18 protein-coding genes are annotated in these 21,104 nt (G+C 66.5%); 13 read left to right on the plus strand and 5 right to left on the minus strand.

All coding sequences use genetic code 11. The features are described 5' to 3' along the window. Positions 1–170: 170 nt before the first annotated feature. Positions 171–1,097 carry a LysR family transcriptional regulator gene (locus AXYL_RS15440; protein WP_013393742.1) on the minus strand — a complete coding sequence of 309 codons (927 nt, stop codon included), beginning with the start codon at positions 1,095–1,097 and terminating at the stop codon, positions 171–173. A 162-nt stretch (positions 1,098–1,259) separates the two neighbouring features. On the opposite strand from AXYL_RS15440, the gene AXYL_RS15445 reads away from it, so the two are divergent. The 7 genes from AXYL_RS15445 to AXYL_RS15475 all read left to right on the plus strand — a co-directional run bounded on the left by AXYL_RS15445 (position 1,260) and on the right by AXYL_RS15475 (position 8,420). Next, positions 1,260–1,790, plus strand: a complete 531-nt coding sequence (locus tag AXYL_RS15445; RefSeq protein ID WP_013393743.1) for a cupin — start codon at positions 1,260–1,262, stop codon at positions 1,788–1,790. Positions 1,791–1,863: 73 nt separating this feature from the next. Further along, the gene (locus AXYL_RS15450) at positions 1,864–2,892 is read left to right on the plus strand and encodes a Bug family tripartite tricarboxylate transporter substrate binding protein (RefSeq protein WP_013393744.1); all 1,029 of its coding nucleotides are present in this window, start codon (positions 1,864–1,866) and stop codon (positions 2,890–2,892) included. A gap of 47 nt (positions 2,893–2,939) precedes the next feature. Further along, positions 2,940–3,854: a dioxygenase gene (locus AXYL_RS15455; protein WP_013393745.1), complete on the plus strand. Its 915-nt coding sequence runs from the start codon at positions 2,940–2,942 to the stop codon at positions 3,852–3,854. A 90-nt stretch (positions 3,855–3,944) separates the two neighbouring features. After that, a complete protein-coding gene (locus tag AXYL_RS15460) occupies positions 3,945–4,934 on the plus strand; it encodes a quinone oxidoreductase family protein (protein WP_013393746.1) in 990 nt (329 codons plus the stop codon). A gap of 89 nt (positions 4,935–5,023) precedes the next feature. After that, on the plus strand, positions 5,024–6,010 hold the full coding sequence (locus AXYL_RS15465; protein ID WP_013393747.1) for a Bug family tripartite tricarboxylate transporter substrate binding protein: 987 nt from the start codon (positions 5,024–5,026) through the stop codon (positions 6,008–6,010). A gap of 20 nt (positions 6,011–6,030) precedes the next feature. Next, complete coding sequence (locus tag AXYL_RS15470) at positions 6,031–7,053, plus strand: porin (protein WP_013393748.1); 1,023 nt, start codon at positions 6,031–6,033, stop codon at positions 7,051–7,053. A 305-nt stretch (positions 7,054–7,358) separates the two neighbouring features. After that, on the plus strand, positions 7,359–8,420 hold the full coding sequence (locus AXYL_RS15475; RefSeq protein WP_013393749.1) for a glycosyltransferase family 9 protein: 1,062 nt from the start codon (positions 7,359–7,361) through the stop codon (positions 8,418–8,420). A gap of 46 nt (positions 8,421–8,466) precedes the next feature. Here the strand turns inward: AXYL_RS15475 and AXYL_RS15480 are convergent, their stop codons facing one another. Beyond that, the gene (locus tag AXYL_RS15480; protein WP_013393750.1) at positions 8,467–10,155 is read right to left on the minus strand and encodes an amidohydrolase; all 1,689 of its coding nucleotides are present in this window, start codon (positions 10,153–10,155) and stop codon (positions 8,467–8,469) included. Positions 10,156–10,181: 26 nt separating this feature from the next. Next, positions 10,182–11,567: an alginate export family protein gene (locus AXYL_RS15485; RefSeq protein ID WP_013393751.1), complete on the minus strand. Its 1,386-nt coding sequence runs from the start codon at positions 11,565–11,567 to the stop codon at positions 10,182–10,184. Positions 11,568–11,926: 359 nt separating this feature from the next. On the opposite strand from AXYL_RS15485, the gene AXYL_RS15490 reads away from it, so the two are divergent. Next, positions 11,927–13,639: an arylsulfatase gene (locus AXYL_RS15490; protein WP_013393752.1), complete on the plus strand. Its 1,713-nt coding sequence runs from the start codon at positions 11,927–11,929 to the stop codon at positions 13,637–13,639. A 6-nt stretch (positions 13,640–13,645) separates the two neighbouring features. Further along, positions 13,646–14,728, plus strand: a complete 1,083-nt coding sequence (locus AXYL_RS15495) for a formylglycine-generating enzyme family protein (protein ID WP_013393753.1) — start codon at positions 13,646–13,648, stop codon at positions 14,726–14,728. Here the strand turns inward: AXYL_RS15495 and AXYL_RS15500 are convergent. Next, positions 14,725–15,444 (minus strand): GntR family transcriptional regulator, encoded by a 720-nt coding sequence (locus tag AXYL_RS15500; RefSeq protein ID WP_013393754.1) that lies wholly within the window; start codon positions 15,442–15,444, stop codon positions 14,725–14,727. The two genes, AXYL_RS15495 and AXYL_RS15500, sit on opposite strands and share 4 nt — an antisense overlap. A gap of 218 nt (positions 15,445–15,662) precedes the next feature. Here AXYL_RS15500 and AXYL_RS15505 point away from each other — a divergent pair, with 218 nt between their 5' ends. The 3 genes from AXYL_RS15505 (at position 15,663) to AXYL_RS15515 (ending at position 19,350) form a co-directional block, all read left to right on the plus strand. Beyond that, a complete protein-coding gene (locus tag AXYL_RS15505) occupies positions 15,663–16,502 on the plus strand; it encodes a fumarylacetoacetate hydrolase family protein (protein ID WP_013393755.1) in 840 nt (279 codons plus the stop codon). 80 nt (positions 16,503–16,582) lie between these two features. Further along, positions 16,583–18,382, plus strand: coding sequence for an FAD-dependent monooxygenase (locus AXYL_RS15510; RefSeq protein ID WP_013393756.1), 1,800 nt, complete (start codon positions 16,583–16,585; stop codon positions 18,380–18,382). Between the two features lie 29 nt (positions 18,383–18,411). After that, on the plus strand, positions 18,412–19,350 hold the full coding sequence (locus AXYL_RS15515) for a VOC family protein (RefSeq protein WP_013393757.1): 939 nt from the start codon (positions 18,412–18,414) through the stop codon (positions 19,348–19,350). Here the strand turns inward: AXYL_RS15515 and AXYL_RS15520 are convergent. Next, positions 19,347–20,252, minus strand: a complete 906-nt coding sequence (locus AXYL_RS15520) for a LysR family transcriptional regulator (protein WP_013393758.1) — start codon at positions 20,250–20,252, stop codon at positions 19,347–19,349. The two genes, AXYL_RS15515 and AXYL_RS15520, sit on opposite strands and share 4 nt — an antisense overlap. A 141-nt stretch (positions 20,253–20,393) precedes the next feature. Here AXYL_RS15520 and AXYL_RS15525 point away from each other — a divergent pair, with 141 nt between their 5' ends. Next, positions 20,394–21,071, plus strand: a complete 678-nt coding sequence (locus AXYL_RS15525; RefSeq protein ID WP_013393759.1) for a hydrolase — start codon at positions 20,394–20,396, stop codon at positions 21,069–21,071. Positions 21,072–21,104: the final 33 nt, after the last annotated feature.

Genomic DNA, 21,104 nt, shown 5'->3' on the forward strand with positions numbered 1-21,104 from the left:
CGGAGTCCGGGGTGTGGCGTAGCGCGTAGCAGTGTATGCCGGGAGCGCGACGGCGCCGGCTCATGCCTGCCCGATCGCAGGGTCTTTTGGAAGACGCGGCAACCGTACGCTGCGTCCTGCGTCTGGAACGCGGGACGATGATAAAAATGCCGAGACCTGCGGCGGCAGGTTCAGAAGTCCAGCGTGGCGTGCGGCCAGCGCTTCTGCGCCACCAGCTCGCGGGCGACCAGGCGCAGGATCTCGACCACCGCCTTGGTGGCGCGCGAGGCCGGCCGGTCCGATGGGTGAGCCAGCATGCGGCGCAGGCTGAGGCCTTCGATGGGCTGGGCGGACAGGCGGCCTTCCTCGATGTCTTCCAGCACGGTTGCGGCGAAGTGCACGGTGACGCCGACCTTTTCCTTGATGAGGCGTTTGGCCACTTCCATGGTTTCCACTTCCACCACCGGATTCAGATGCACGCCCGCGTGCGCCGCCTGGGCCTCGAGTTCGAGCCGCACGCCGGACTTGGCCAGGCCGGTCATCACCAGGGGCAGTTCGGCCAGGTCCCGCACGCCGATCCTGGCGGGCCGCGTCTTGCGCGGCGTGGGCGGGCCGATGAGACACATGCCTTCGGTCAGGAAGGGATAGGTGAGCAGGTTGGCCAGGGGAACCGGACCATTGAGCACGGCCAGGTCCACCTGGCCCTTGAGCAGCATCTCGTGCAAGGCGGGGGAAAAGGCTTGAACGAAGCGCAGCCGGACTTCGGGCAGTTGTTCATGCACCGCGCGCGTCAGGGGCACGGCAAGGGTCATGGCGAGTCCGGGGGAAAGGCCGATGACGATGGGGCCGCTGGGATGGCGTTGCAGGGCCGACATGTCCTGCTTGAGCTGTTCGGCGTAGCGCAGCAGGAAGGAGGCGCGTTCCAGCAGGAAGGCGGCTTCCTCGGTGGGGGACGCGCCGCGCGAATGGCGCACGAAGAGCTGCACGCCGAGCTCTTCCTCGAGCAGCTGGATCTGGCGCGTGAGCGCGGGCTGCGCCACGTGCAGGACGCTTGCGGCCCGGCCGAAATGCCTCTGATTGGCCAGAACGACAAAGTAGCGGAGTTGCCGCAGATCCATTTCTGTTCGTGCTCCCAGTGCCAGGACGAGTCATAACAAAATTATATGAGAGTGGTAAGAAAATGGTAGTGGACGCTGTATGGAGCAGGGCTTTAACTTGCATCAGCCGCGAGAAAAGCGCAGCGAAATCTCTGTTTGAAGCTCATCTAAAAAAGGAATGACATGGATATCAACGTCCAGGAAATGGAAGCCACCCGCATCGCGCGCTGGGGCAAGGTCGAGCCCTACCGCGAGACCTTCATCGAAAGCCGCCTGCCGGGCATGAAGAAGAACATCTACAAGATCATGAACCGCGGCGTGCTGGAGAACAAAGGCGTGGAGCCGGCCATTCCCGGCAACCACCGTTTTGGCGTGACCTTCATCGAAATCCCCGTGGGACAGGGCGCCAGCCTGCATGCCCACAAGACCGAGGAAGTGTTCTGCCCGTTGAACGGCCAGATGGAAGTGATCTGGGGCGAGAAGGGCGAACACTCGGTCATGTTGAACCAGTGGGACGTGATTTCCTGCCCCATCGGCGTGATGCGCGGATTCCGCAATCCCAACCCTCATGCCCTGGTGGTGTATTCCGTGGTGGGCGGCACCGATGAGGAATGCGGCCGCATCGCCTGGCATCCGGACGTGGTGCGGGCTGCGGAGAACACCGGCCTGGTCTATGGCACGGACGGCTTCCTGAAGGAAAAAGCGGACAGCTGATGGCCGCGGATGGCGTGCGCCAGTTTTCGCGTGACGCCATCAATCAGAAAAAGAACATCGAGGAGATCATGGAATGAGCGATGCCAACGGCCTGTCCCGGCTGATAGCAAGACGACGCGTGCTGCGGGCTGTCGCCTGTACGGGCGCGCTTTGCGCGGTCCCCGCGCTCGGCCAGGCCAAGCAACTCGTTCCTTTCTTCGGCAGGAGTTCGCGCAAGCCGGTGCGCCTGGTGGTGCCGTTTGCGGCTGGCGGCACTACGGATATCGTCGCGCGCCTGCTGGCCGCGCACTTGCCCGCCTACCTGGGCCAGACCGTGATCGTCGAGAACCGTCCGGGCGCCGGCGGCAATATCGGCGTCGCCTCGGTCGCGAAGGCGGACCCGGATGGCGGCACGCTGCTGCTGGTGTCCTCGTCATTCGTCACCAAGCCGGCCATCGCCCGGGAGCGGCCCGCCTACGACCCCATGCGCGACTTTGCGCCGGTCAGCCTGGCGGTCAGCTCGCCGGACGTCATCGTGGTGCGCGCCGAAAGCGGCTTGGCCACGCTCAAGGACCTGCTGGACGCTGCGGCCCGCAGCCCCGGCACGCTCACGTACGCCACGCCGGGCAACGGCAACAGCGTGCATCTGGCGGCCGAACTGCTGTGGCGGCGCGCGGGCGTAACGGCTCTGCACGTGCCGTACTCGGGCGCCGCGCCCGCCGTGGTGGCAGCACTGGGGGGCCAGGTCGACTGCGCTTTTTCCGCGCTGCCCGCCGCGCAAGCCTTTCTTGCGGAAGGCAAGCTCAGGGCCTTGGCGGTGGGCGGCGAAGAGCGCTGGCCGGCGCTTTCCGGCGTGCCGACGATTGCGCAAGCCGGGTTCGCGGACTTCCGCTCCGAAACGATCCAGGCGCTGTTCGCGCCGGCGGGCACCCCGGCCGCCACGGTGGAGCGCGTCAACAAGGCTGTGGCCGACGTACTGGGCAAGGAGCCGGTCCGCAAGCAATTGGACGGATTTGGATTCCGCGTGGTGGCCAGTTCCGCCGCGGAACTGCAGGCCCGGGTGGCGCAGGAAGTCCCCAAATGGGCAGCCGTCGCATCCCAGGCCGGCATATCGGCCGACTGAAGCGCGGCCTGCAAATTTCATTAGTCAGACTACAGGGTTGAACGTATATGAGTCATGCCAATTCCTCCGCGCAGACGCGCGCCGCCGGCGAGCCGCGCGCCATTCCCGCCACGCCGCAAGCGCTGCTGGCAGCCGTGCTGGCGGCCAACCAGGCGCAGGATTCGCGCACCCGCGTAGTCCTGGATTCTTTGATCCGCCACCTGCACGCGTTCGCGGCGGACGTGAAGCTGAGCTACGAGGAACTGCACCAGGGCCTGGACTTCATGGTGCGGGTGGGGCAGGCCACCAATCCGCTGCGGCACGAAGGCATATTGCTGGCCGACATCCTGGGCGTGGCCACGCTGGTGTTGCTGATGGACGCCGAGGGCGTGCTCGAGGCCGGCGGCACCGAACCCGCGCTGATCGGGCCGTTCTGGCGCGCCAACCAGCCCATACTCGAAAACGGCGCGACGATCGCCTCCGAAGATACGACGGGGGAGCGGCTGCTGGTGTCCGGCCGCATCTGTACGCTTGACGGCAAGCCGCTGGCGGGAGCCCGCCTGGAAACCTGGCAAGCCGCGCCCAGCGGCCTTTACGAGAACCAGGATCCGCACCAGGAAGATATGAACCTGCGGGCCGTGTTCCTGACCGACGAGGACGGCCGCTTCTGGTTCGACAGCGTCAAACCGGCCGGTTACGGGGTACCCATCGATGGCCCTTGCGGCGACCTGCTGGCCTTGCAGCAGCGCAACCACATGCGGCCCGCGCACCTGCACTTCATCGCGTCGGCCGCCGGCCATAAAGTCCTTACCACTCAGATCTTCGACGCCAATGACGCCTACGCATACAGCGACGCGGCGTTCGGCGCGGTCGGTTCGCTGCTGAGGAAGTTCGAGCCGTCGGGCGACGGCAGCTATCGCCTGGAGGTGGAGCTCAAGCTCGAACCGGGCGAAACCCGCATGCCCAAGCCGCCGCTCTCCTGATTGCGCCTTTCCCATCAGTCCTCAACCCCGGTGCGGCATGCCGCGCCCAGGGCAGCCTTTGCCCGCAACAACCAGAATCCAGAGACAGACATGAGCCAGAAAACCCAAGCCCTGCGCGTGATCGAACGCGTCTCAGCCGTCGCCGACCTGCAGCCGACCCTGGTCGACATCTCCGTACCGCAGGCGCCCGAAGGCCACGCCGTGGTGGAAGTCAGCGCCGCCGGCATCAATCCCAGCGACGTCAAGGCGGCGATGGGCATGATGCCTTACGCCATCTGGCCGCGCACGCCCGGACGCGATTACGCCGGCAAGGTGATCGCCGGCCCCGGGGAATGGATCGGGCAGGAAGTCTGGGGCACGGGCGGCGACCTGGGCATTACGCGCGACGGCACCCACGCGCGCTACTTGCTGCTGCCGGTTGCGGCGCTGGTGCGCAGGCCCGCGCACATACCCGCCGCCAGCGCGGCCATGGCGGGCGTGCCTTTCGTCACCGCCTACGAAGGCTTGCGCCGCGCCGGCCTGTCCGGCGCGGGCCAGACTGTGGTGGTGTTTGGCTCGAACGGCAAGGTCGGGCAGGCCGCCATCCAGCTGGCCAGCCGCGTCGGCGCCAGGGTGATCGGCGTGGAGCGCGGCGGCGAAGGCTATGTCGGCCACGCGATGTCAGGCGTGTCGGTCATCGATGGCAGCCGCGACGGGATCGCCCAGCGCGTCATGGAACTGACCGGCCAGGTGGGCGCCGATATTGCCTACAACACGGTGGGCTCGCCGTACTTCGCCGCGGCGCTGGAATCGCTCAAGGTGGGCGGCCGGCAGATCGTCATTTCCACGCCTGACCGCAACGTGCCTTTCGACATCCAGGCCTTCTACCGCCGCGACCTGCAACTGATCGGCGTGGACAGCCTGAAGCTGGACTCGGCCCGCTGCGCCGAGGTGTTCCGCGCGCTGCTGCCCGGCTTCGAGGACGGCAGCCTGCAGTCCTTTCCGGTGAGCCCGGACGCCGTGGTGCCGCTGGCGCAGGCCCGCGAGGCCTACATCAAGGTGCTGGAGGGCGCGCAGGACAGGCCCGTGCTCGCGCCCTGATCCGGCGCAAGTCTTATCTGGCCGATCGCCTGTCCGTCTTGGGCGATCGGTTTTTTTTCGCGCAGCAGAAGAACATCAGGAGACAAACCATGACACTGCATCGCAGGCATTTCCTTCAATACGCGACCGCGCTGGCCGGCACGGTGGGGCTGAGCTCCACGCTGTTGGCGCAGCCGGACTATCCGGCGCGCCCCATCAGGATGGTGGTGCCGTTCACGGCGGGGTCGACCACCGACGTCATAGGCAGGACGGTGGCCGAACAGCTGGAGAAAAAACTCGGCCAGCCGGTGGTGGTGGAGAACCGGCCGGGCGCGGGTGGCGTGCTGGGCGCCACCATGGTGGCCAGCGCCGCGGCCGATGGCTACACCGTGCTGGTGCATTCCGCCGCCCATGTGGCGAACCAGTCGCTCTACGCCAACCTCAAGTACGACACCCTCAAGGACTTCGCGCCCGTGACCATGCTGGCGTCGATGCCGAACGTGATCGTCGCGTCGAACGCGCGCAACTTCAAATCGCTGAAGGATCTGGTGGAGCGTGCCCGCGCGGAACCCGACCAGTACACCTACGGCTCGTCCGGCAGCGGCAGCGGCGCGCACATCGCCGGAGAGAAGTTCCGGGCGGCGACCGGCATCCAGGCGATCCACGTGCCATACCGTGGCACGCCGGAGGCGGTCAACGACGTGATCGCCGGCCGGGTGGACTGGTTCTTCCTGCCGCTGCCGCTGGCGCTGCCCATGGTCAAGGCCGGCAAGCTGACCGCCTTGGCGATCAGCGCCGACAGCCGTTCGCCGGCGCTGCCGGACGTGCCTACCACCGCGGAAGCGGGCTACCACGGCGTGGATCAGCAGTTCTGGGTAGCCATGTTCGCGCCGGCCGCGACGCCGCCGGCGGTCCTGGCCAAGCTGCATGCCGGTACCGAACAGGCGCTGCGCTCGGAGACCACGCGCGAGCGCTTCGAGAACCTGGGCGCCGAGCCCGCGCCGATGCCGCAGCAGCAATTCGCCGAGCTGATCAGCCGGGAAATGGAAAGCACCGGCAGCCTGATCCGCGGCGCTGGCATACGCGTAGGCAACTGAGGCGGGGGGTAGGGGGGGATATGTCAATACTTAGAAAAATCGGCTTGCTGGGCGCCTGTGCGCTGGCCGGTCCGGCGTTTGCGCAATCGTCGTCGCTGACGCTGTTCGGCCATATCGATCTGAACGTGACCAGCGCCTCGGCGGGCAGCACGTCCAAGATCGGCATGGACCAGGGCGGCTACATGCTGCCCAGCCGCATCGGCATGCGCGGCACGGAGAGCCTGGGCAACGGCAACTCGGTTGGCTTCTGGCTGGAGGCGCCGATCCTGCCGGCCTCGGGCGGCCCGCAAGGCTTGAACTGGACCCGGCGCTCGACCATCAGCCTGAGCAACGACCGCTATGGGGAGCTGCGGCTGGGGCGGGACTACACGGCGGCCTTCTGGAACGTGTCGTCGTTCTCGCCCTTCGGCACCGTGGGCGTGGGCGGCAGCAGCAACATCATCAAGGGATGGCCTCTGGGGCTGGAAGGCGCCACTACGCTCTCGCGCGCCAGCAACATGGTGGCGTACTTCCTGCCAAAGAAGCTCGGCGGCATATATGGGCACCTGAACTATGCGCGCGAAGAGGATCTGCGCGGCGCCGATTATGCGGGCGGGCGGCTGGGCTACCAGTCCGGTCCGCTCAACGTCGCGGCGGCTTATGGCAGAACCTCGATGGGCGGCGGCGACCACTACGAAACGGCAACCTTGGGCGCCAGCTATGACTTCAGCGTGGTGAAGCTGTTCGCCAACTATCTGCTGCAGAAGATCGGGCCGGACAAGCAGCACGTGGCCCTGGCGGGCGCGTCGGTGCCCGTGGGCGGCGGCCATGTGAAGCTGTCGTATTCGCGTTCCACCCAGAGCGGCCGATACGAAGGCGACGACGCCCAGCAGTTTGCGCTGGGCTACACCTACGCGCTCAGCAAGCGCACGGTGCTGTACACCGCGGCCTCGTTCATCAAGAACGACGGCAACGCCGCTTTCGTGACCGGTGACGTCGCGCCGGAAGGCGTGCCGGGCGCCAACTCGAAGGGGTTCCAGGTGGGTATCAGCCACTCGTTCTGATCGTGGCGTCGCGCGGCCCCGCGTGTACTGCGGGGCCGCGGCCGTCTTCGTCGAACCGGACAGCACTGGCGGCCTGATCCGTGGCGCCGGGCCGCTCACAATTCCTTGCCAACTTTCTCTTCTCGAGAGGGTCTGCACGCTATTCCTGTAACCATGACGTGTCACAGTGTTCTGGCTGACTCTCAGCTGAACCGTGCCGTCGCGCCCCGGACCTCTCAAGGGCTCTCACAGACACGATATCCCGTGCACGAACGAGCACCGTTTGCGCACGGCCCCGCAGCAGTGGGTACATTTTTTTGGATGTTATGTCTAGAACCCCCTCCGTCTCGTGCAGCTCCGCGCGCAATTGTGCGATCTATATTTCCGGCGGTATCGGCGACGGTGTGCTCAGCATGGTGTTTGTCCGGGCGCTCGCCGAGCAAACTGGAGGGACTGTTTCATTGCTGATGACTCAGGACGAGTCGGCGCAGGAACTGTTTCGCGCTCAGCCCTACGTGCGGGAAGTCGTATCGGTGCGATCAGAGCATCGACTACGAGGTTGGGAACGTGTAACACGGCTGAGCCAGGTATTGGCGGACCACGCCTACGACACCCTGTTTTTCTTTACCTTCCGTACTCACGTTGCCTTGGCGGCCCGCTTGGCGGGGATTCCACAGCGCATCGGTTTCGTGCGCATGCACCAACCGCATCTCGGGGCGCTTCTTACGGATCGGATCTGGGTGCGCCGCAAAGGGACCCCGCATCCTGATTTCTATACATGGCTGCCGTTGCTGTATGCCAAGGCGGGCTACCAGTATGAGCCGCGCTATCCTTCGCTGTTCTGTACCGCGTCGGCCAGCAGCAAGGCCATGCAATTGTGTCAGACACAGTCGCGGATGATCGGATTCGGTTTGAATGGCTCAGTGCCATGCAAACGCTATAGCGGCCGGGCTTTTGCCGAGGTGGCGCGGATCTTGCATGCGCGGGACAACGGGCTGCGTTTCATGTTGGTGGGCGGCCGCGACGTCCAGCATATTGCGCAAGAGATCTGCGCCTTGCTGCCTGAGTCCATGGTCGTGCTGGACGCGACACGGCAGGCCTCGGACATATGCGAGAGTCAGGCATTGATCGCGCGCTGTTCGGTATTTGTGTCCAACGATAGTATGGGCATGCATATTGCAGCGGCTCACGGATTGCCGACCATAGGATTGTTCGGGGCTACCCCTGCGATGCGCTATGTGCCTTGGCTCCATCCTCTTCAATCCACCGTGGATGGCGACATGGCCGCCATCGCGCCGGCAACGGTGGCCGACGCGATCTGGGAGCGTTTGGGCGAAGCCTCCGAGAAGGCGGAGGCGGTTCCCGCGCTCCACCAAGAGTCGGTATGAAACGATGCGCGGCGCCGCGTCGGCAGCGTGACCGCGCTTTTGCGGATTACCTGCCACCTCGCGCGGGCGCGGCCGACAGCGCGCCGGTATCGTGCACCGCCTTGCCTCCCAGCAGCGTGAGGACGGAATTGATGGCGTGGATCTGGTTGGCCGGCATCGTCAGATAGGGCTGGTCCAGCACTGCCAGGTCGGCCAGCTTGCCAGCGTTCAATTGGCCCCGGTCGTCTTCGTCGAATGCCAGCCAGGCGGCCTGGCGCGTATAGAGAGCGAGCGCTTCTTCCCGCGTCAGCAGGTTGTCCGGCTGGCGCTGCACGGTGGCGCCGATGGCTAGCCCGTGGACGTGGTACTCGACCGCCTGCCAGACGCCGGCCACGCCGATGCGGGTGGAGTCCGTGCCGCCGGCGACCGGCAGGCCCAGGTCCAGCGCGGTGCGCACCGGCGGCGAATCCTGCTCCGCGCCCTTGGGATTGGCGGCGCGTATCGCCTCGCCCTCGAAGTACGGACCCATCTGCACTGTATAGGCCAGCCCCAGCTGTGCCATGCGCTCCAGCGTGCGCCGCGAGCCGGTATTCAGGTGGGCGATCGACCAGCGCAGCGGCCGCAGGTCGTGGTCGCGGCCGACTTCCTCGAACACATCGAGGATGGCGCTGGCGGCATCATCGGTGTAGGCGTGGATCTCCAGGGGAATGCGGCGTTCGGCGGCGTAGCGGGCGATGCGGGCAAGTTCCTGGCGCGCTTCTGCCGGAGGGTTGAACCCCGGCCCCATGCGCACGCCGTCGTTCATGGCGGACACCAGGTTTTCGCCCAGTCCCAGGAAAGCGAGCTGGCCATCGTCATGGCGCGGCGGGCGGAATGCCATGATCTCGCGGAACCATTGCGCCTCGTCGCCCGCGCGCATGGCCGAGATGCGGTAGCCGGCGCGCATCGTGAGCGCGCCGCGGTCGCGCAGCGCGTAGAGCGGCTCGTAGGCCTCGGCGGCGCCGGCCGACGGATCGATGAAGCCCGTCAGCCCGCGCGCGTTCATGGCGCGCAGAAAGGCTTGCAGCCCGGCGGCACGGTCGGCCGTGTTGCTCAGGCGGGCGAACAGCGCGTTGAACGGACCAATGCCTCCGAGCAGCCTGCCGGTGGCGCGGCCCTGCGCGTCGCGCTCGACCGTGATGCCGTGCAATTCCGGCGGCTCGACGCGGTCCAGACCCAGGGCTTCGATGCCGCGACTGTTGAGCAGGGCGTAGTCGTACAGGTACTGCACATAGGCGGGATGGCCCGGAACCGCCTGGTCCAGGTCGGCCCGCGTGGGCGCGCGGCGTTCGCGGAACTGCCGCGGATGCCACGATCCGACCACGGCGACCCAGTGGTCGCGCGGGCGTCGGGCCGCGTCGCGCGTCAGTCGGCCCAGGGCGTCGACCAGGCTGGGCGCGTCGTACCAATAGGTTTCGAATGCATAGGTCTGGCCGCCGCGGATGGCGTGGATGTGCGTGTCGATGAGGCCGGGTATCACCGTGCGGCCCTGCAGGTCCAGTTCGCGGGTGGCTGGGCCGATGTGCTCTGCCACTGCGTCGTCGCCGCCCACCGCGACGATGCGTTCGCCGCGGATCGCCAAGGCGGTCGCGCGCGGCGCTGCCGCGTCCATGGTGATGATGTGGCCGTTGCGCAGCACCAGGTCCGCATCGTGGCCGTGGGCGGCGTAGGGCAGCGCGGCGGCCAGGGCGAGGACGAGGGTGGTGGTTATTTTCATGGATGGTCTCCGGTCATCGATGGGGCTCAGTAGCGCCATAGCGCTTCCAGGCCAAGAAAATGGACGGTCTCGGCGCGGCCCGTATCGCGGATGAAGCTTCCGGGCCGGAACATCGAGTAGGCAGCTTCGAAACTCAGGTGACGCGACACCTCCCAGCCCAACACCACGTCGGCCTGCGTGCCGATGTAGCGCGAACGGCTGGAGCCGGCCGGGCGCAGCAGATTGCCGGCCACGCCGTACACGCCGTCCCGCAGGCTCTGGCGCCAGTAGAAGATGGCCGCGGTTCCCAGCGTCCAGCCGGACCCCAGGTCCAGCGTGAGCGAAGGGTGCAGATTGATCAGGTTGGAAGGGCCTATCAGGCCCGCTTCGCCGAAGTACTTGCCCTTGGGGAAGAAGACGGCGAAGGTCTGCAGCTTGGGATCGTCTGGGTCGCGGTCCCCGCTGATGATGTTGGCTTTCAGGCCCAGGCGCGGCTGCAACGGCGCGCCGCGGAAGGTGTAGCTGACGTCGCTGGCCAGTGACCAAGCCCGCGCCGGCGCGCCGGCGAAGCTGCCGTACTGGTACACCGCTTCCAAGTCCCAGCGCCAGTCCGAGCGTTTGCCGAAGTAGCGCGTGCCCAGCGCGTTGCGGGTCTCGGGGCCGCTGCCCTGGTTGTAGCGGGCCGAGTCGCTGGACAGCGACAACAGATACGCGTCCAGGCCGGCGGCGCCTGCGGGCTCGGACCAGGTGCCGTAAAGGCCGGCCAGTTTGCGCTGCGGATCGGCGCGGTCGCTGAAGTCGTCCGGGTCGTTGCGCACCGGGCGCACGTAGAAGCCGTCCACGCGCAGGTCCTGGCCCTGCCAACTGAGCGCGCCGCCGTCGAACGAGCGCAGCACGTTCGGCCCGTAGCGCGCCGAGATGAGCCGTTCGCTGCCGTAGGCCATGACCTGGCGGCCCGCGCGCGCGGTCCAGGTTCCCGCATCGCCGGGCAAGGAGACGTCGACGAAAGCCTGCAGCACATCGTTGCCGGTGTCATCCGGCGGGCCAATGGAACCGGCATCCCGCTGCGCGTGGGTCAGGCTCAACTGGCCGAAGGCGCGCACCCGCGAGCCCAGCCGCAGGTCCGCGTAGGGCAGGAAGCGATAGAGCTGGTAGCCCTCGTCGGGTACCGGCGCATCGCCGAATTCGTTGTTGCGGTAACGCTCGTAGCGCGCCCGCAATTCGGCGCCCAAGGTCAGCGCCGCGGAATCTCCCAGCCGGATCCATTTGCCGGCCTCGTCCCAGGCACCGGTGCGCTGGGCGGGATCGTCCAGGTAGCTGTAGTCCTCGGAATAGCGCCAGGGGTCGATGGACGGCAGCGCGGTTGCGGCGGCCTGCGCGGTGGCGACGGCCAGCGCGGCCAGCAGGATGAGTGCGAAATGGTGGAAGTTCAAGTTGCCTGGGCTGCGGCCGGCGCGTGCGGACGCAGAATGCGATGAATGGAGCCAGGCGGGGAAGATAGGGTAAGCGCAGGGGCGGCGGTAGTCACCGTTCGCCGTCCGATGCGTCCTAAATAAGGAACGCTGGCCGACCTGCTGCACATCGGCAGGCACGCTGGTCCGGGCCTTGAGCCTGACCTGGCTGGCGACGCCTGCGCCAGGAAAGTCCTATTTCCCGGAGAGGGTCATTCAATCCAATCTACAAAACTATAAATATCTTTATTGTAGAAAAAATATATAAATTGGTAGAATTGCCGCGACAGGCCGCAAAGACGGCCCCGAGCGGCCGCCGGCCGCGTTTCTGGAGACCAAGAGTGAAAAGCTTTTCCGCGATCGTCCTGGCGGTTGGCATGGCATGCGCGACCTCAGTACCGGCTGCCAGCCCGCCGCCTCCCAATGTGCTCATCATCCTGGCCGACGACCTGGGCTACAACGACATCCAGCCGTTCGGCCAGGACCTGATCCAGACCCCCGCGCTCCAGCAACTGGCGCAGGAAGGCATGCGCTTCACCAATTTCCACGTCAACCCGACCTGCTCGCCGACCCGCGCGCAACTGCTTACCGGGGTGGACAATCATCTGGCCGGCATGGGCGCCATGGGTGAGTACCGCATCCCGGAGATGGACAAGCATCCCGGCAATTACATCGGTTCGCTCAACGACCGCGTCAACACGCTGGCCGAAGTGCTCAAGGAGCGCGGTTACGCGACCTTCATGGCGGGCAAGTGGCATTTGGGCGGCAAGCCGGAGCAGTTGCCGGGGGCGCGCGGATTCGAGCGTTCCTTCGCCCTGATCAATCCGGGAGGCAGCCACTGGGACAACAAGGGCTTGCTCGCGGTGCAGCCGCGCACCCGCTTTGTCGAGGACGACAAGACGGTGGCGCGCGACACGGGCGAGTTCTCTTCCAATCTCTATACCGACCGTTTCGTCGATTACATGAAGGCTGCCCAGCAGGCCGGCAAGCCGTTCTTCGGCTATCTGGCGTTCCAGGCCGTGCATGATCCCTTGCACGCGCCCGAGGCCGACATCGCCAAGTACCGGGGCAAGTTCTCGGAGGGCTACGACGTGCACCGCCAGCGGCTGTTCGAGAACATGCAGCGCCTGGGCGTCATCCCCGCCGGCACGCGCATGTCCGCGCCGGCGCCGCTGTTCACGCCCTGGAAGGACCTGGTTTCAGAGGAGCGCGCCCGTCAGGAGCGCGTCATGGAGATCTACGCCGGCATGGTGGACAACCTGGACAGCAATGTCGGACGCGTCATCGACCAGCTCAAGCGCAGCGGCCAGTATGAGAACACGGCGATCTTCTTTTTCTCGGACAACGGTCCTTCAGCCGCGTATATGGATTTCTACCCGGGCAATGCCGATGGCAGCTGGATTGCCAAGGAGTTCGACACCTCGTTCAAGAACATGGGCGCGCCGGGGTCGTTCGCCGGGGTGGGCCCGGGCTGGGCATACGCCAGTTCCGCGCCCTTCAAGCTTTTCAAGCTGGTCATGACCGAAGGCGGCACGATTTCGCCGTTGATCGTCAAGGCTCCCATGGTGGCCAGGCCCGGCGCGATGAATGACGGCTACCTGGGCGTGGAGGACATCTACCCGACGGTGACGGCCATGACGGGCGCGGTGCGCGGCGACTCGCGCCAGGGCGTGCCGCTGGAACCGCTGAAGGGCGAGTCGTTCCTCAAGGTGCTGGACGGCGGCGCGGCGTCGGCGCGCGCGCCGGACTTCGAGCGGGGCGCGGAGCTGTTCGGGAACAAGGAGTACCGGATGGGCAAGTGGAAGCTGAGCTGGCTGCCGGAACCCTTCGGCACCGCCGGCTGGCAGCTCTACGATACCGATGCGGACCGCGGAGAAACCGAAGATCTGGCCGCCAGGCACCCCGAAATCGTCAAGGCGATGGCGGCCAAGTACGAAGCCTGGAGCAAGGCCAATCGCGTCATCCAGTGGGATACGCAGTATCTGGCGGACCAGCTCTTCAACTACTTCGACTGGCGCAAAGGCATGCCGCGCCAGATCGTCGACCAGCACTAGCCGGCCATGTTTCCGAAGAAACGCGCATGGGCCGGGGCGGCGCTGTTGTGCGGGTTTGCGGCGGCGGGGGCGTATCTGCTGCCGGCCGCGGCGCCGCAGGCAGGGCAACTGGGCGATGGCCGCCACGGGCCCGCCGGCATGGTGTGGATTCCGGCTGGCGATTTCCTGATGGGTAGCGACAGCCCGCGCTCGCAGGCCAATGAGCGGCCCGCCCATCCGGTGCGCCTGGCCGGCTTCTGGATCGATCGCGACCATGTGACGAACCGGGATTTCGCCAGGTTCGTGGCTGCGACCGGCTACCTGACTACCGCGGAGCGGACGCCGGACTGGGACACGATCCGCGTGCACCTGCCCGCGGGCACGCCGCGTCCCGCAGGACTGGTGCCAGGCGCGCTGGTGTTCGTGGGCAACAGCAAACCCGTGGACCTGAACGACTACGCGCGCTGGTGGCGTTTCGCGCCGGGCGCCAGTTGGCGCCACCCGCAGGGGCCGGGCTCGGACATCGCCGGCAAGGAAGAACATCCTGTGGTGCAGGTGTCGTACGAGGACGCCCTGGCGTATGCGGCCTGGGCGGGCAAGCGTCTGCCGACCGAGGCCGAATGGGAATACGCGGCCCGTGGCGGCCTGGAACAGGCGGACTTCGCCTGGGGCCCGGACCTGCGGCCCGGCGGCAGGCCGATGGCGCGCACCTGGGACGCGGGCCTGGCGTTTCCGCTGCAGTCGCCCAAGGTCATGCCGGGCACCGAACCGGCGGGCAGCTATCCGGCCAATGGTTACGGGGTCCGTGACATGGCGGGCAATGCCTGGCAGTGGGTGGCCGACTGGTATCGGCCGGATGCGTTCCGCCTGCAGTCGCAGCAACGGCGAGTGCGCAATCCCGGCGGACCCGCCGCCCCCTACGATCCCGCCATGGTCAGGCCCGAGGCGCCCAAGCGCGTCATCCGCGGCGGCTCTTTCCTGTGCAGCGAAGACTATTGCGAAGGCTACCGGGTCAGCGCGAGGCAGGGCCAGGATCCCTACAGCAGCGCGTCCAATGTCGGGTTCCGGTTGGCGTTGAGCGCCGCGGACTGGCAGCCGCAAAGACCCTAGCGCGCGTTCCCCAGGCGATCGGCGTGTTCGAGCACCAGGGCGGTGGTGACGCGCAGATGCTCGGACAGAAGGGCGCACGCCAGGTCGGCGTTCTTGGCGAGCGCGGCCTTGGCGATGGCTTCGTGTTCGGCTTGCACGTCGCGGGCGTCGGCCTCCGCCGGCCCCATGACCGAGAGGTTGCGGTAACGCGCGGTCTGCTGACGCAGGATCAAGGAAAACCGCATGCTCCAGCGCGAGGGGCAGGCCGACAGCAGGGCTTCGTGGAAGGCATCGTGCGCCAGTTCCCACGCGGGGTTCAGGCCGGCGGGATCCGCCAGCATCATCGCCTGGCGGTTGAGTCGGTGCAGGGCCGCCAGCACCCGTCCTTCCCATTCAATGTCGCCATTGGCGATGGAGGCGCGCAACGCGTCGGACTCGATGCGTTGGCGGGTCTGGGTGATGTCCAGCAGTTCTTCGCGGGACGTGCGGCTGACGCTGAAACCGCGCTGGTCCTCGGCATTGACGAAGCCGGTGGTGGCCAGGCGCGAGAGCGCCTCGCGCAGCGGGTTCACGCCCGTGCCGTAGCGCAGCGCCAGTTCCTTCAGCTTGAGCTTGGAGCCTGGCAGCAGCCGGCCGGCGATGATGTCTTCCTGGATGGCGGTGGTGAGCACCGACGCCTGCGTGGGTTGCTGCGTGGCATGGCCAGGGGCGTGGTCGATGGCGAGCGGCTGGGGCATGGAAAGAACAGATCCGGGTTGGGCCCCCGAATTTTACGCGCCGGGCTCAAAATCGACAAACCAATAAATATATATTTTTATTGATTTGTAGATAAAAATGCCTATACTGATCCGCAGGTTGGACGGGCATGCCGCAGCGTCCATCCCGCCTGATCCCGGCGCCCGGTCCGCGGATGCGGCGCGGCGCTTCATCGCTCATCAAGGACGTCTAGCTCATCATGAAATTCATACGCTTTTCCCACGGCAACGAGCAGCATCTCGGCATCCAGGAAGGCGACCAGGTGGTCAGCCTCGGACAGCATGAACTGCTGGATCTGCTGCGGCAAAAGGCGGACCTGTCCGCATTCGCGCGCGAGCGCGCAGCCTCCGGCAAGCGTTACGCCCTGCAGGAAATCCAATACCTGCCGCCGCTGGCCAATCCTGGAAAGATCATCTGCATCGGTCTGAACTATCTGGACCACACTGCGGAAAGCAAATTCGAGCAGCCCGCGTACCCCACGGTGTTCAACCGCTTCAACAGCAGCCTGATCGCGCATGAACAGCCCATGATCCGCCCCAAGTCCTCCGATTCCCTGGATTACGAAGGCGAGTTGGCCGTGGTGCTGTCAGGCGGCGGGCGCTACATCAGCAAGGAGGATGCGCTCAAGCACGTGGCGGGCTATTCGGTCTTCAATGACGGTTCGGTGCGCGAATACCAGTTCAAGTCGCCCCAGTGGACGGTGGGCAAGAACTTCGACGGCACCGGCGGTTTCGGTCCGGCGCTTGTCACCGCGGACGAACTGCCGCCGGGCGGCGCGGGCCTGGCGTTGGAAACCAGGCTGAACGGCAAGGTGGTGCAGTCGGCCAACACGCGCGACATGGTTTTCGACGTGGCTACCCTGATTGCGCTGCTGAGCGAGGCATTCACGCTGGAGGCGGGCGACGTTATCGTGGCCGGCACGCCGTCGGGCGTGGGTTGGGCGCGCGAGCCGCGCCTGCTGATGCAGGACGGCGACGTCTGCGAAGTGTCGATCGAAGGCGTAGGCACCTTGCGCAATCCCATTGCCTTGGAGCGCTAGCGCCAGCCGCGGGGCAAGAACAGCATTGGATACCGCCAGAGGCCGGCCGCAACGGCCCTGGCAGGAATTTGGAGAGAGACATGAAGGAAATCGAGATCCCCGTCCTCGTGGTCGGGGCCGGGCCGGCCGGCCTGGCGGCGACGGCCCTGCTGGCCAAGTACGGCATCCAGACCCTGGCCATCACCCGTTACCCGGGCACCGCCAATTCGCCGCGCGCGCACATCACCAACCAGCGCACCATCGAAGTCATGCGCGACCTGGGCATCGAGGACCGGGTGCGGGCGCAGGCCACGCCCAACGCGCTGATGCTGAACAACGTCTGGGCCACCAGCTTTGCGGGCAAGGAGTTGGCGCGCCTGCAAACCTGGGGCGGCGGGGACCAGCGGCGCGGCGATTATGACCGGGCCAGCCCCTGCGCCATGTGCAACATCCCGCAGCACCTGTTGGAACCCATCATCCTGACGGCGGCGCGCGAGCACGGCGCGCAATTCCTTTTCAATACCGAACTCAAGACCATCAGCCAGGATGCGGACGGCGTGGTCGCCGAGATGGTGGACACGATCAGCGGCGAGGAAATCCGCGTCCGCGCCCAGTACGCCGTGGGCGCCGATGGCGGCAACAGCCTGGTGGCGAAACAGCTGGGCTTTGAATTCGACGGAGAAATGGGCCTGGGCGCGGCCATCAGCTGCTGGCTGGAAGTGGATCTGACGCCCTATGTGCAGCACCGCCCCGGGGTACTCTATTGGATGGCCGAACCGGGCAACAGCTATTGGTTCGGCAGCGGCACTTTTGTCTGCGTGCGGCCCTGGAACGAATGGATCATGCTGTCCATGTACGACAAGTCCAAGGGCGAGCCGGACCTGAGCGAGGACGCCATCGTGGCGCGCGCGCGCGCCGTGATCGGGGTGCCGGACATTCCCGTGAAGGTGAAGTCGGCCAATAAATGGCAGATCAACCATATCGCCGCGCGCGACATGGGCAAGGGCAGGGTGTTCCTGGCGGGCGATGCCGCGCACCGCCACCCGCCGGCCAACGGCCTGGGCACCAACACCTCGATCCAGGATGGCTTCAACCTGGCCTGGAAGCTGGCCCTGGTCCTGAAGGGCCAGGCTGGCCCGGACCTGCTTGAGACCTACAGCCAGGAGCGCCAGCCTGTCGCGCGCGGCGTGGTGGACCGGGCTATGAAGTCCGTGAACGACATGAAGGCCATCGCCGATGCCATCGGCTTCACACCGGGCCAGTCGGCGCAGGAAGGCTGGGCCAACCTGGATGAGCTGTTCAGCGATAGCGACCGCGGCCGCGAGCGCCGCGCGCAGCTGGACGCGGCCGTGGCGCTGCAGAACTACCAATTCAACTGCCATGGCGTCGAACTTGGCCAGATGTATGCGTCTTCCGCCATCGTGCCCGATGGCAGTGCGCGCCGCCCGCCCGAGCGCGATAGCGAGCTCTACCACCAGGCCACGACCTTCCCGGGCGCTTCCTTGCCGCATGCCTGGGTGGAACAGGGGCGGCGCCGTATTTCCACGCTGGATCTGGCCGGGAATGGGCGCTTCGCCCTGCTGGTCGGACGTACGGACCAGGTCTGGCGCGCGGCTGCGGCGCAAGCCGCCAGCGCATTCGGCATCGACATCGCGGTGTACAGCATTGGGGCCGGTTGCGAGGTGCTGGATATCTACGGCGACTGGGCGCGGCTGCGCGAGGTGTCGGAGTCGGGCTGCCTGCTGGTGCGTCCGGATCGCCATGTGGCCTGGCGCAAACATGCCGCGCCGGATGAGCATGGGGCGGCGGCGGAATTGCTGGACGCCCTGCAAGGCATACTGGGCCGGCGGGCCCGCGCCGGCCTGGGCGCGCGCGCGGTGGCTGAAGCCGCTTTGTCCTGAGCGGACACTGTTCCAAGGGAGACTGAGCCATGTCCTTCAACAAAGCCAATGCCGCGCGCTACGGCGTGCATTCCATCGATCATTTCGCCCTGATCGTGCCCGATCTGGCGGAAGCCGGGAAATTCCTGACGACGTTCGGCCTGGACGTCCGGCCGGCCGCGGGCGGGCTGGAATTGCGCTGCGTGGGCGACCAGCATTGCTGGGCGCGCATAGCGGGCGAAGGCCCCAAGCGCCTGGCGTACCTGAGCCTGAACTGTCATGGCGACGAGCTCGAGGCCATCAAGGCGCAGGCCCACGCCCAGGGCGCGCGGCCGGCGGCGGCGGCCCGGGGCGCCGCGGCGGCAGGTGAGGGCTTCTGGTGCCTGGACCCCGACGGCAATCTGCTGCAGATCAAGGCCGGGCCCAAGACCACGCCCCATACCAAGAGCCGCAATGCGTGCGTGCAGATCGCGCCCGGCCAGCGCGGCGCGCTGGGCCGGTCCGCAAGGGCCGCGGTCAGTCCGACGCGGCTGTCCCACGTCCTGCTCTTCACCACGGATCTGGAGCGCAGCCTGGCGTTCTACGCCCAGGCCCTGGGGCTTTACCTGTCGGACCGCTCGCGCGATATCGTCGCCTTCATGCACGGGCGGCACGGCTCGGACCATCATCTGCTGGCCTTCGTGCAGGACCGCGCGCCCGGGTGGCACCATAGCGCGTGGGACGTGCCGGGCATCGAAGAGGTCGGCTGCGGCTCCGAGCAGATGCGGGCCGCGGGCTACCCGGAAGGCTGGGGTGTGGCGCGCCACACGCTGGGTTCGAACTACTTCTACTACGTGCGCGATCCCTGGGGATCGTTCTGGGAGTACTCGGCCCACATCGATTACGTGCCGGCCGGATACGACTGGCCGGCCGGCGACTATCCGCCAGAGGATGCGCTCTACATGTGGGGGCCGGAAATGCCGGAGTACTTCATCCGCAACACCGGCTAGTCCTCCTGCAGCCGCCCGAAGCGCTCCGCCAGGTAATCCACCAGTGCCCGGACCGACGACAGCAGGCCGCGCCGCGACGGGAACACGGCGTGTATCAGTTCGCGCCGCGGTGCCCAGTCCGGCAGCACCCGGACCAGCTGTCCCGCCTGCAGCTGTTCCCGCACCATCAGCGTGGGCAGCTGCACCACGCCCACGCCGGCCATCGCCGCGTTGCGCAAGGCGATCATGTCGGTGGTGATCATCCTGGGGGCCAGCGAGACCGTGGCCTGTTGGCCATCCTGCTTGTACAGATCGAGGCGATAGGCCTGGTTGGGCGAGCCGAGCGCCAGGCTGGGCCAGGCGCCCAGGTCGTCCGGCGTTGCCGGCTGCCCGCATTCGGCGGCCAGCGCGGGGCTCGCGACCAGGCTCTGCCCGCGATCCGCCAGCACGCGCATGACCAGGTCGCTGTCTTCCAAGGGGGGCGGCCGCACGCGTATCGCCACGTCGACGGCCTCGCCCAGCACGTCGACCCGCCGGTTGGTGGCTTCCAGTTGTATCACCACGCGCGGGTACTTCAGCATGAAGTCCGCCAGCATCCCGCCCACATGGGTATGCAGCAGGGCGATGGGACAGGTCAACTTGATGACGCCGCGCGGCTCGACCTGGGCCGCGTCTATCACTTCCTGCGCGGCCTCGGCTTCGGCCAGCATGGCCTTGCAGCGTTCGTAATAGGTCTGGCCGATGTCTGTGACCATGAAGTGCCGCGTGGAGCGCTGGATCAGCCGCACCCCCAGGCGTTCTTCCAGCAGGGCCAGCCTGCGGCTGAGGCGGGACTTGGGCATGCCCAGTGCGCGTCCGGCGGGCGCGAAGCCCTGGTGCTCGACGGTCTGCACGAAATAGAAAAGATCGTTGAGGTCCTGCATCGCGTTCCTTTACATCCAAAAATAGGACTCTGATAACAAAAAACGGGTCTTTCGCCAATTTTGTTCTATTTTTATTATTTGTGCAGCCATAAGGCTTCTGATTCGGCACACCGCCGTCGATTTTCAATCAAGGAGTACACCATGTCCGCACCCGCCAACTTCAACGGCCAGCGTCCCGTCATCGATCCCGCCGACGCCGTCATGCTGCTGATCGACCATCAAAGCGGCCTGTTCCAGACCGTGGGCGACATGCCCATGCCCGAGCTGCGCGCCCGCGCCGGCGCGCTGGCTTCGATGGCCACGCTGACGAAGATGCCGGTCATCACCACCGCCTCCGTGCCGCAAGGCCCGAACGGCCCGCTGATTCCCGAGATCCACGCCAACGCGCCGCATGCGCAATACATTGCGCGCAAGGGCGAGATCAACGCCTGGGACAACCCCGAATTTGTCGCCGCCGTGAAGGCCACCGGCCGCAAGACGCTCATCATCGCCGGCACCATTACCAGCGTGTGCATGGCGTTCCCGGCCATCAGCGCGGTCGCCGACGGCTACAAAGTGTTCGCGGTGATCGACGCCTCGGGCACCTACACCAAGATGGCGCAGGAAATCACGCTGGCGCGCGTGGTGCAGGCTGGCGTCGTGCCCATGGACACGGCCGCCGTGGCCTCCGAGCTGCAGAAGACCTGGAACCGCGAAGACGCCATGCAGTGGGCCGAGGTCTACACCAAGGTGTTCCCGGCCTACCAGCTGCTGATCGAAAGCTATGCGAAGGCGCAGGAAGTGGTGAAGAACAACGAAACGCTGGATTCGCAACGCTGATCCGCTTCGAAACCTGGCGGCCATCCGGGCCTC

It is taken from the genome of Achromobacter xylosoxidans A8 (assembly GCF_000165835.1).
GTDB lineage: Bacteria > Pseudomonadota > Gammaproteobacteria > Burkholderiales > Burkholderiaceae_B > Achromobacter > Achromobacter xylosoxidans_B.

Coding starts and splice junctions, on each gene's coding strand:
- AXYL_RS15445 (WP_013393743.1), top strand. CDS start 1,260: ATGGATATCAACGTCCAGGAAATGGAAGCCACCCGCATCGCGCGCTGG.
- AXYL_RS15475 (WP_013393749.1), top strand. CDS start 7,359: ATGTCTAGAACCCCCTCCGTCTCGTGCAGCTCCGCGCGCAATTGTGCG.
- AXYL_RS15515 (WP_013393757.1), top strand. CDS start 18,412: ATGTCCTTCAACAAAGCCAATGCCGCGCGCTACGGCGTGCATTCCATC.
- AXYL_RS15455 (WP_013393745.1), top strand. CDS start 2,940: ATGAGTCATGCCAATTCCTCCGCGCAGACGCGCGCCGCCGGCGAGCCG.
- AXYL_RS15465 (WP_013393747.1), top strand. CDS start 5,024: ATGACACTGCATCGCAGGCATTTCCTTCAATACGCGACCGCGCTGGCC.
- AXYL_RS15520 (WP_013393758.1), bottom strand. CDS start 20,252: ATGCAGGACCTCAACGATCTTTTCTATTTCGTGCAGACCGTCGAGCAC.
- AXYL_RS15525 (WP_013393759.1), top strand. CDS start 20,394: ATGTCCGCACCCGCCAACTTCAACGGCCAGCGTCCCGTCATCGATCCC.
- AXYL_RS15510 (WP_013393756.1), top strand. CDS start 16,583: ATGAAGGAAATCGAGATCCCCGTCCTCGTGGTCGGGGCCGGGCCGGCC.
- AXYL_RS15450 (WP_013393744.1), top strand. CDS start 1,864: ATGAGCGATGCCAACGGCCTGTCCCGGCTGATAGCAAGACGACGCGTG.
- AXYL_RS15495 (WP_013393753.1), top strand. CDS start 13,646: ATGTTTCCGAAGAAACGCGCATGGGCCGGGGCGGCGCTGTTGTGCGGG.
- AXYL_RS15480 (WP_013393750.1), bottom strand. CDS start 10,155: ATGAAAATAACCACCACCCTCGTCCTCGCCCTGGCCGCCGCGCTGCCC.
- AXYL_RS15440 (WP_013393742.1), bottom strand. CDS start 1,097: ATGGATCTGCGGCAACTCCGCTACTTTGTCGTTCTGGCCAATCAGAGG.
- AXYL_RS15470 (WP_013393748.1), top strand. CDS start 6,031: ATGTCAATACTTAGAAAAATCGGCTTGCTGGGCGCCTGTGCGCTGGCC.
- AXYL_RS15500 (WP_013393754.1), bottom strand. CDS start 15,444: ATGCCCCAGCCGCTCGCCATCGACCACGCCCCTGGCCATGCCACGCAG.
- AXYL_RS15460 (WP_013393746.1), top strand. CDS start 3,945: ATGAGCCAGAAAACCCAAGCCCTGCGCGTGATCGAACGCGTCTCAGCC.
- AXYL_RS15505 (WP_013393755.1), top strand. CDS start 15,663: ATGAAATTCATACGCTTTTCCCACGGCAACGAGCAGCATCTCGGCATC.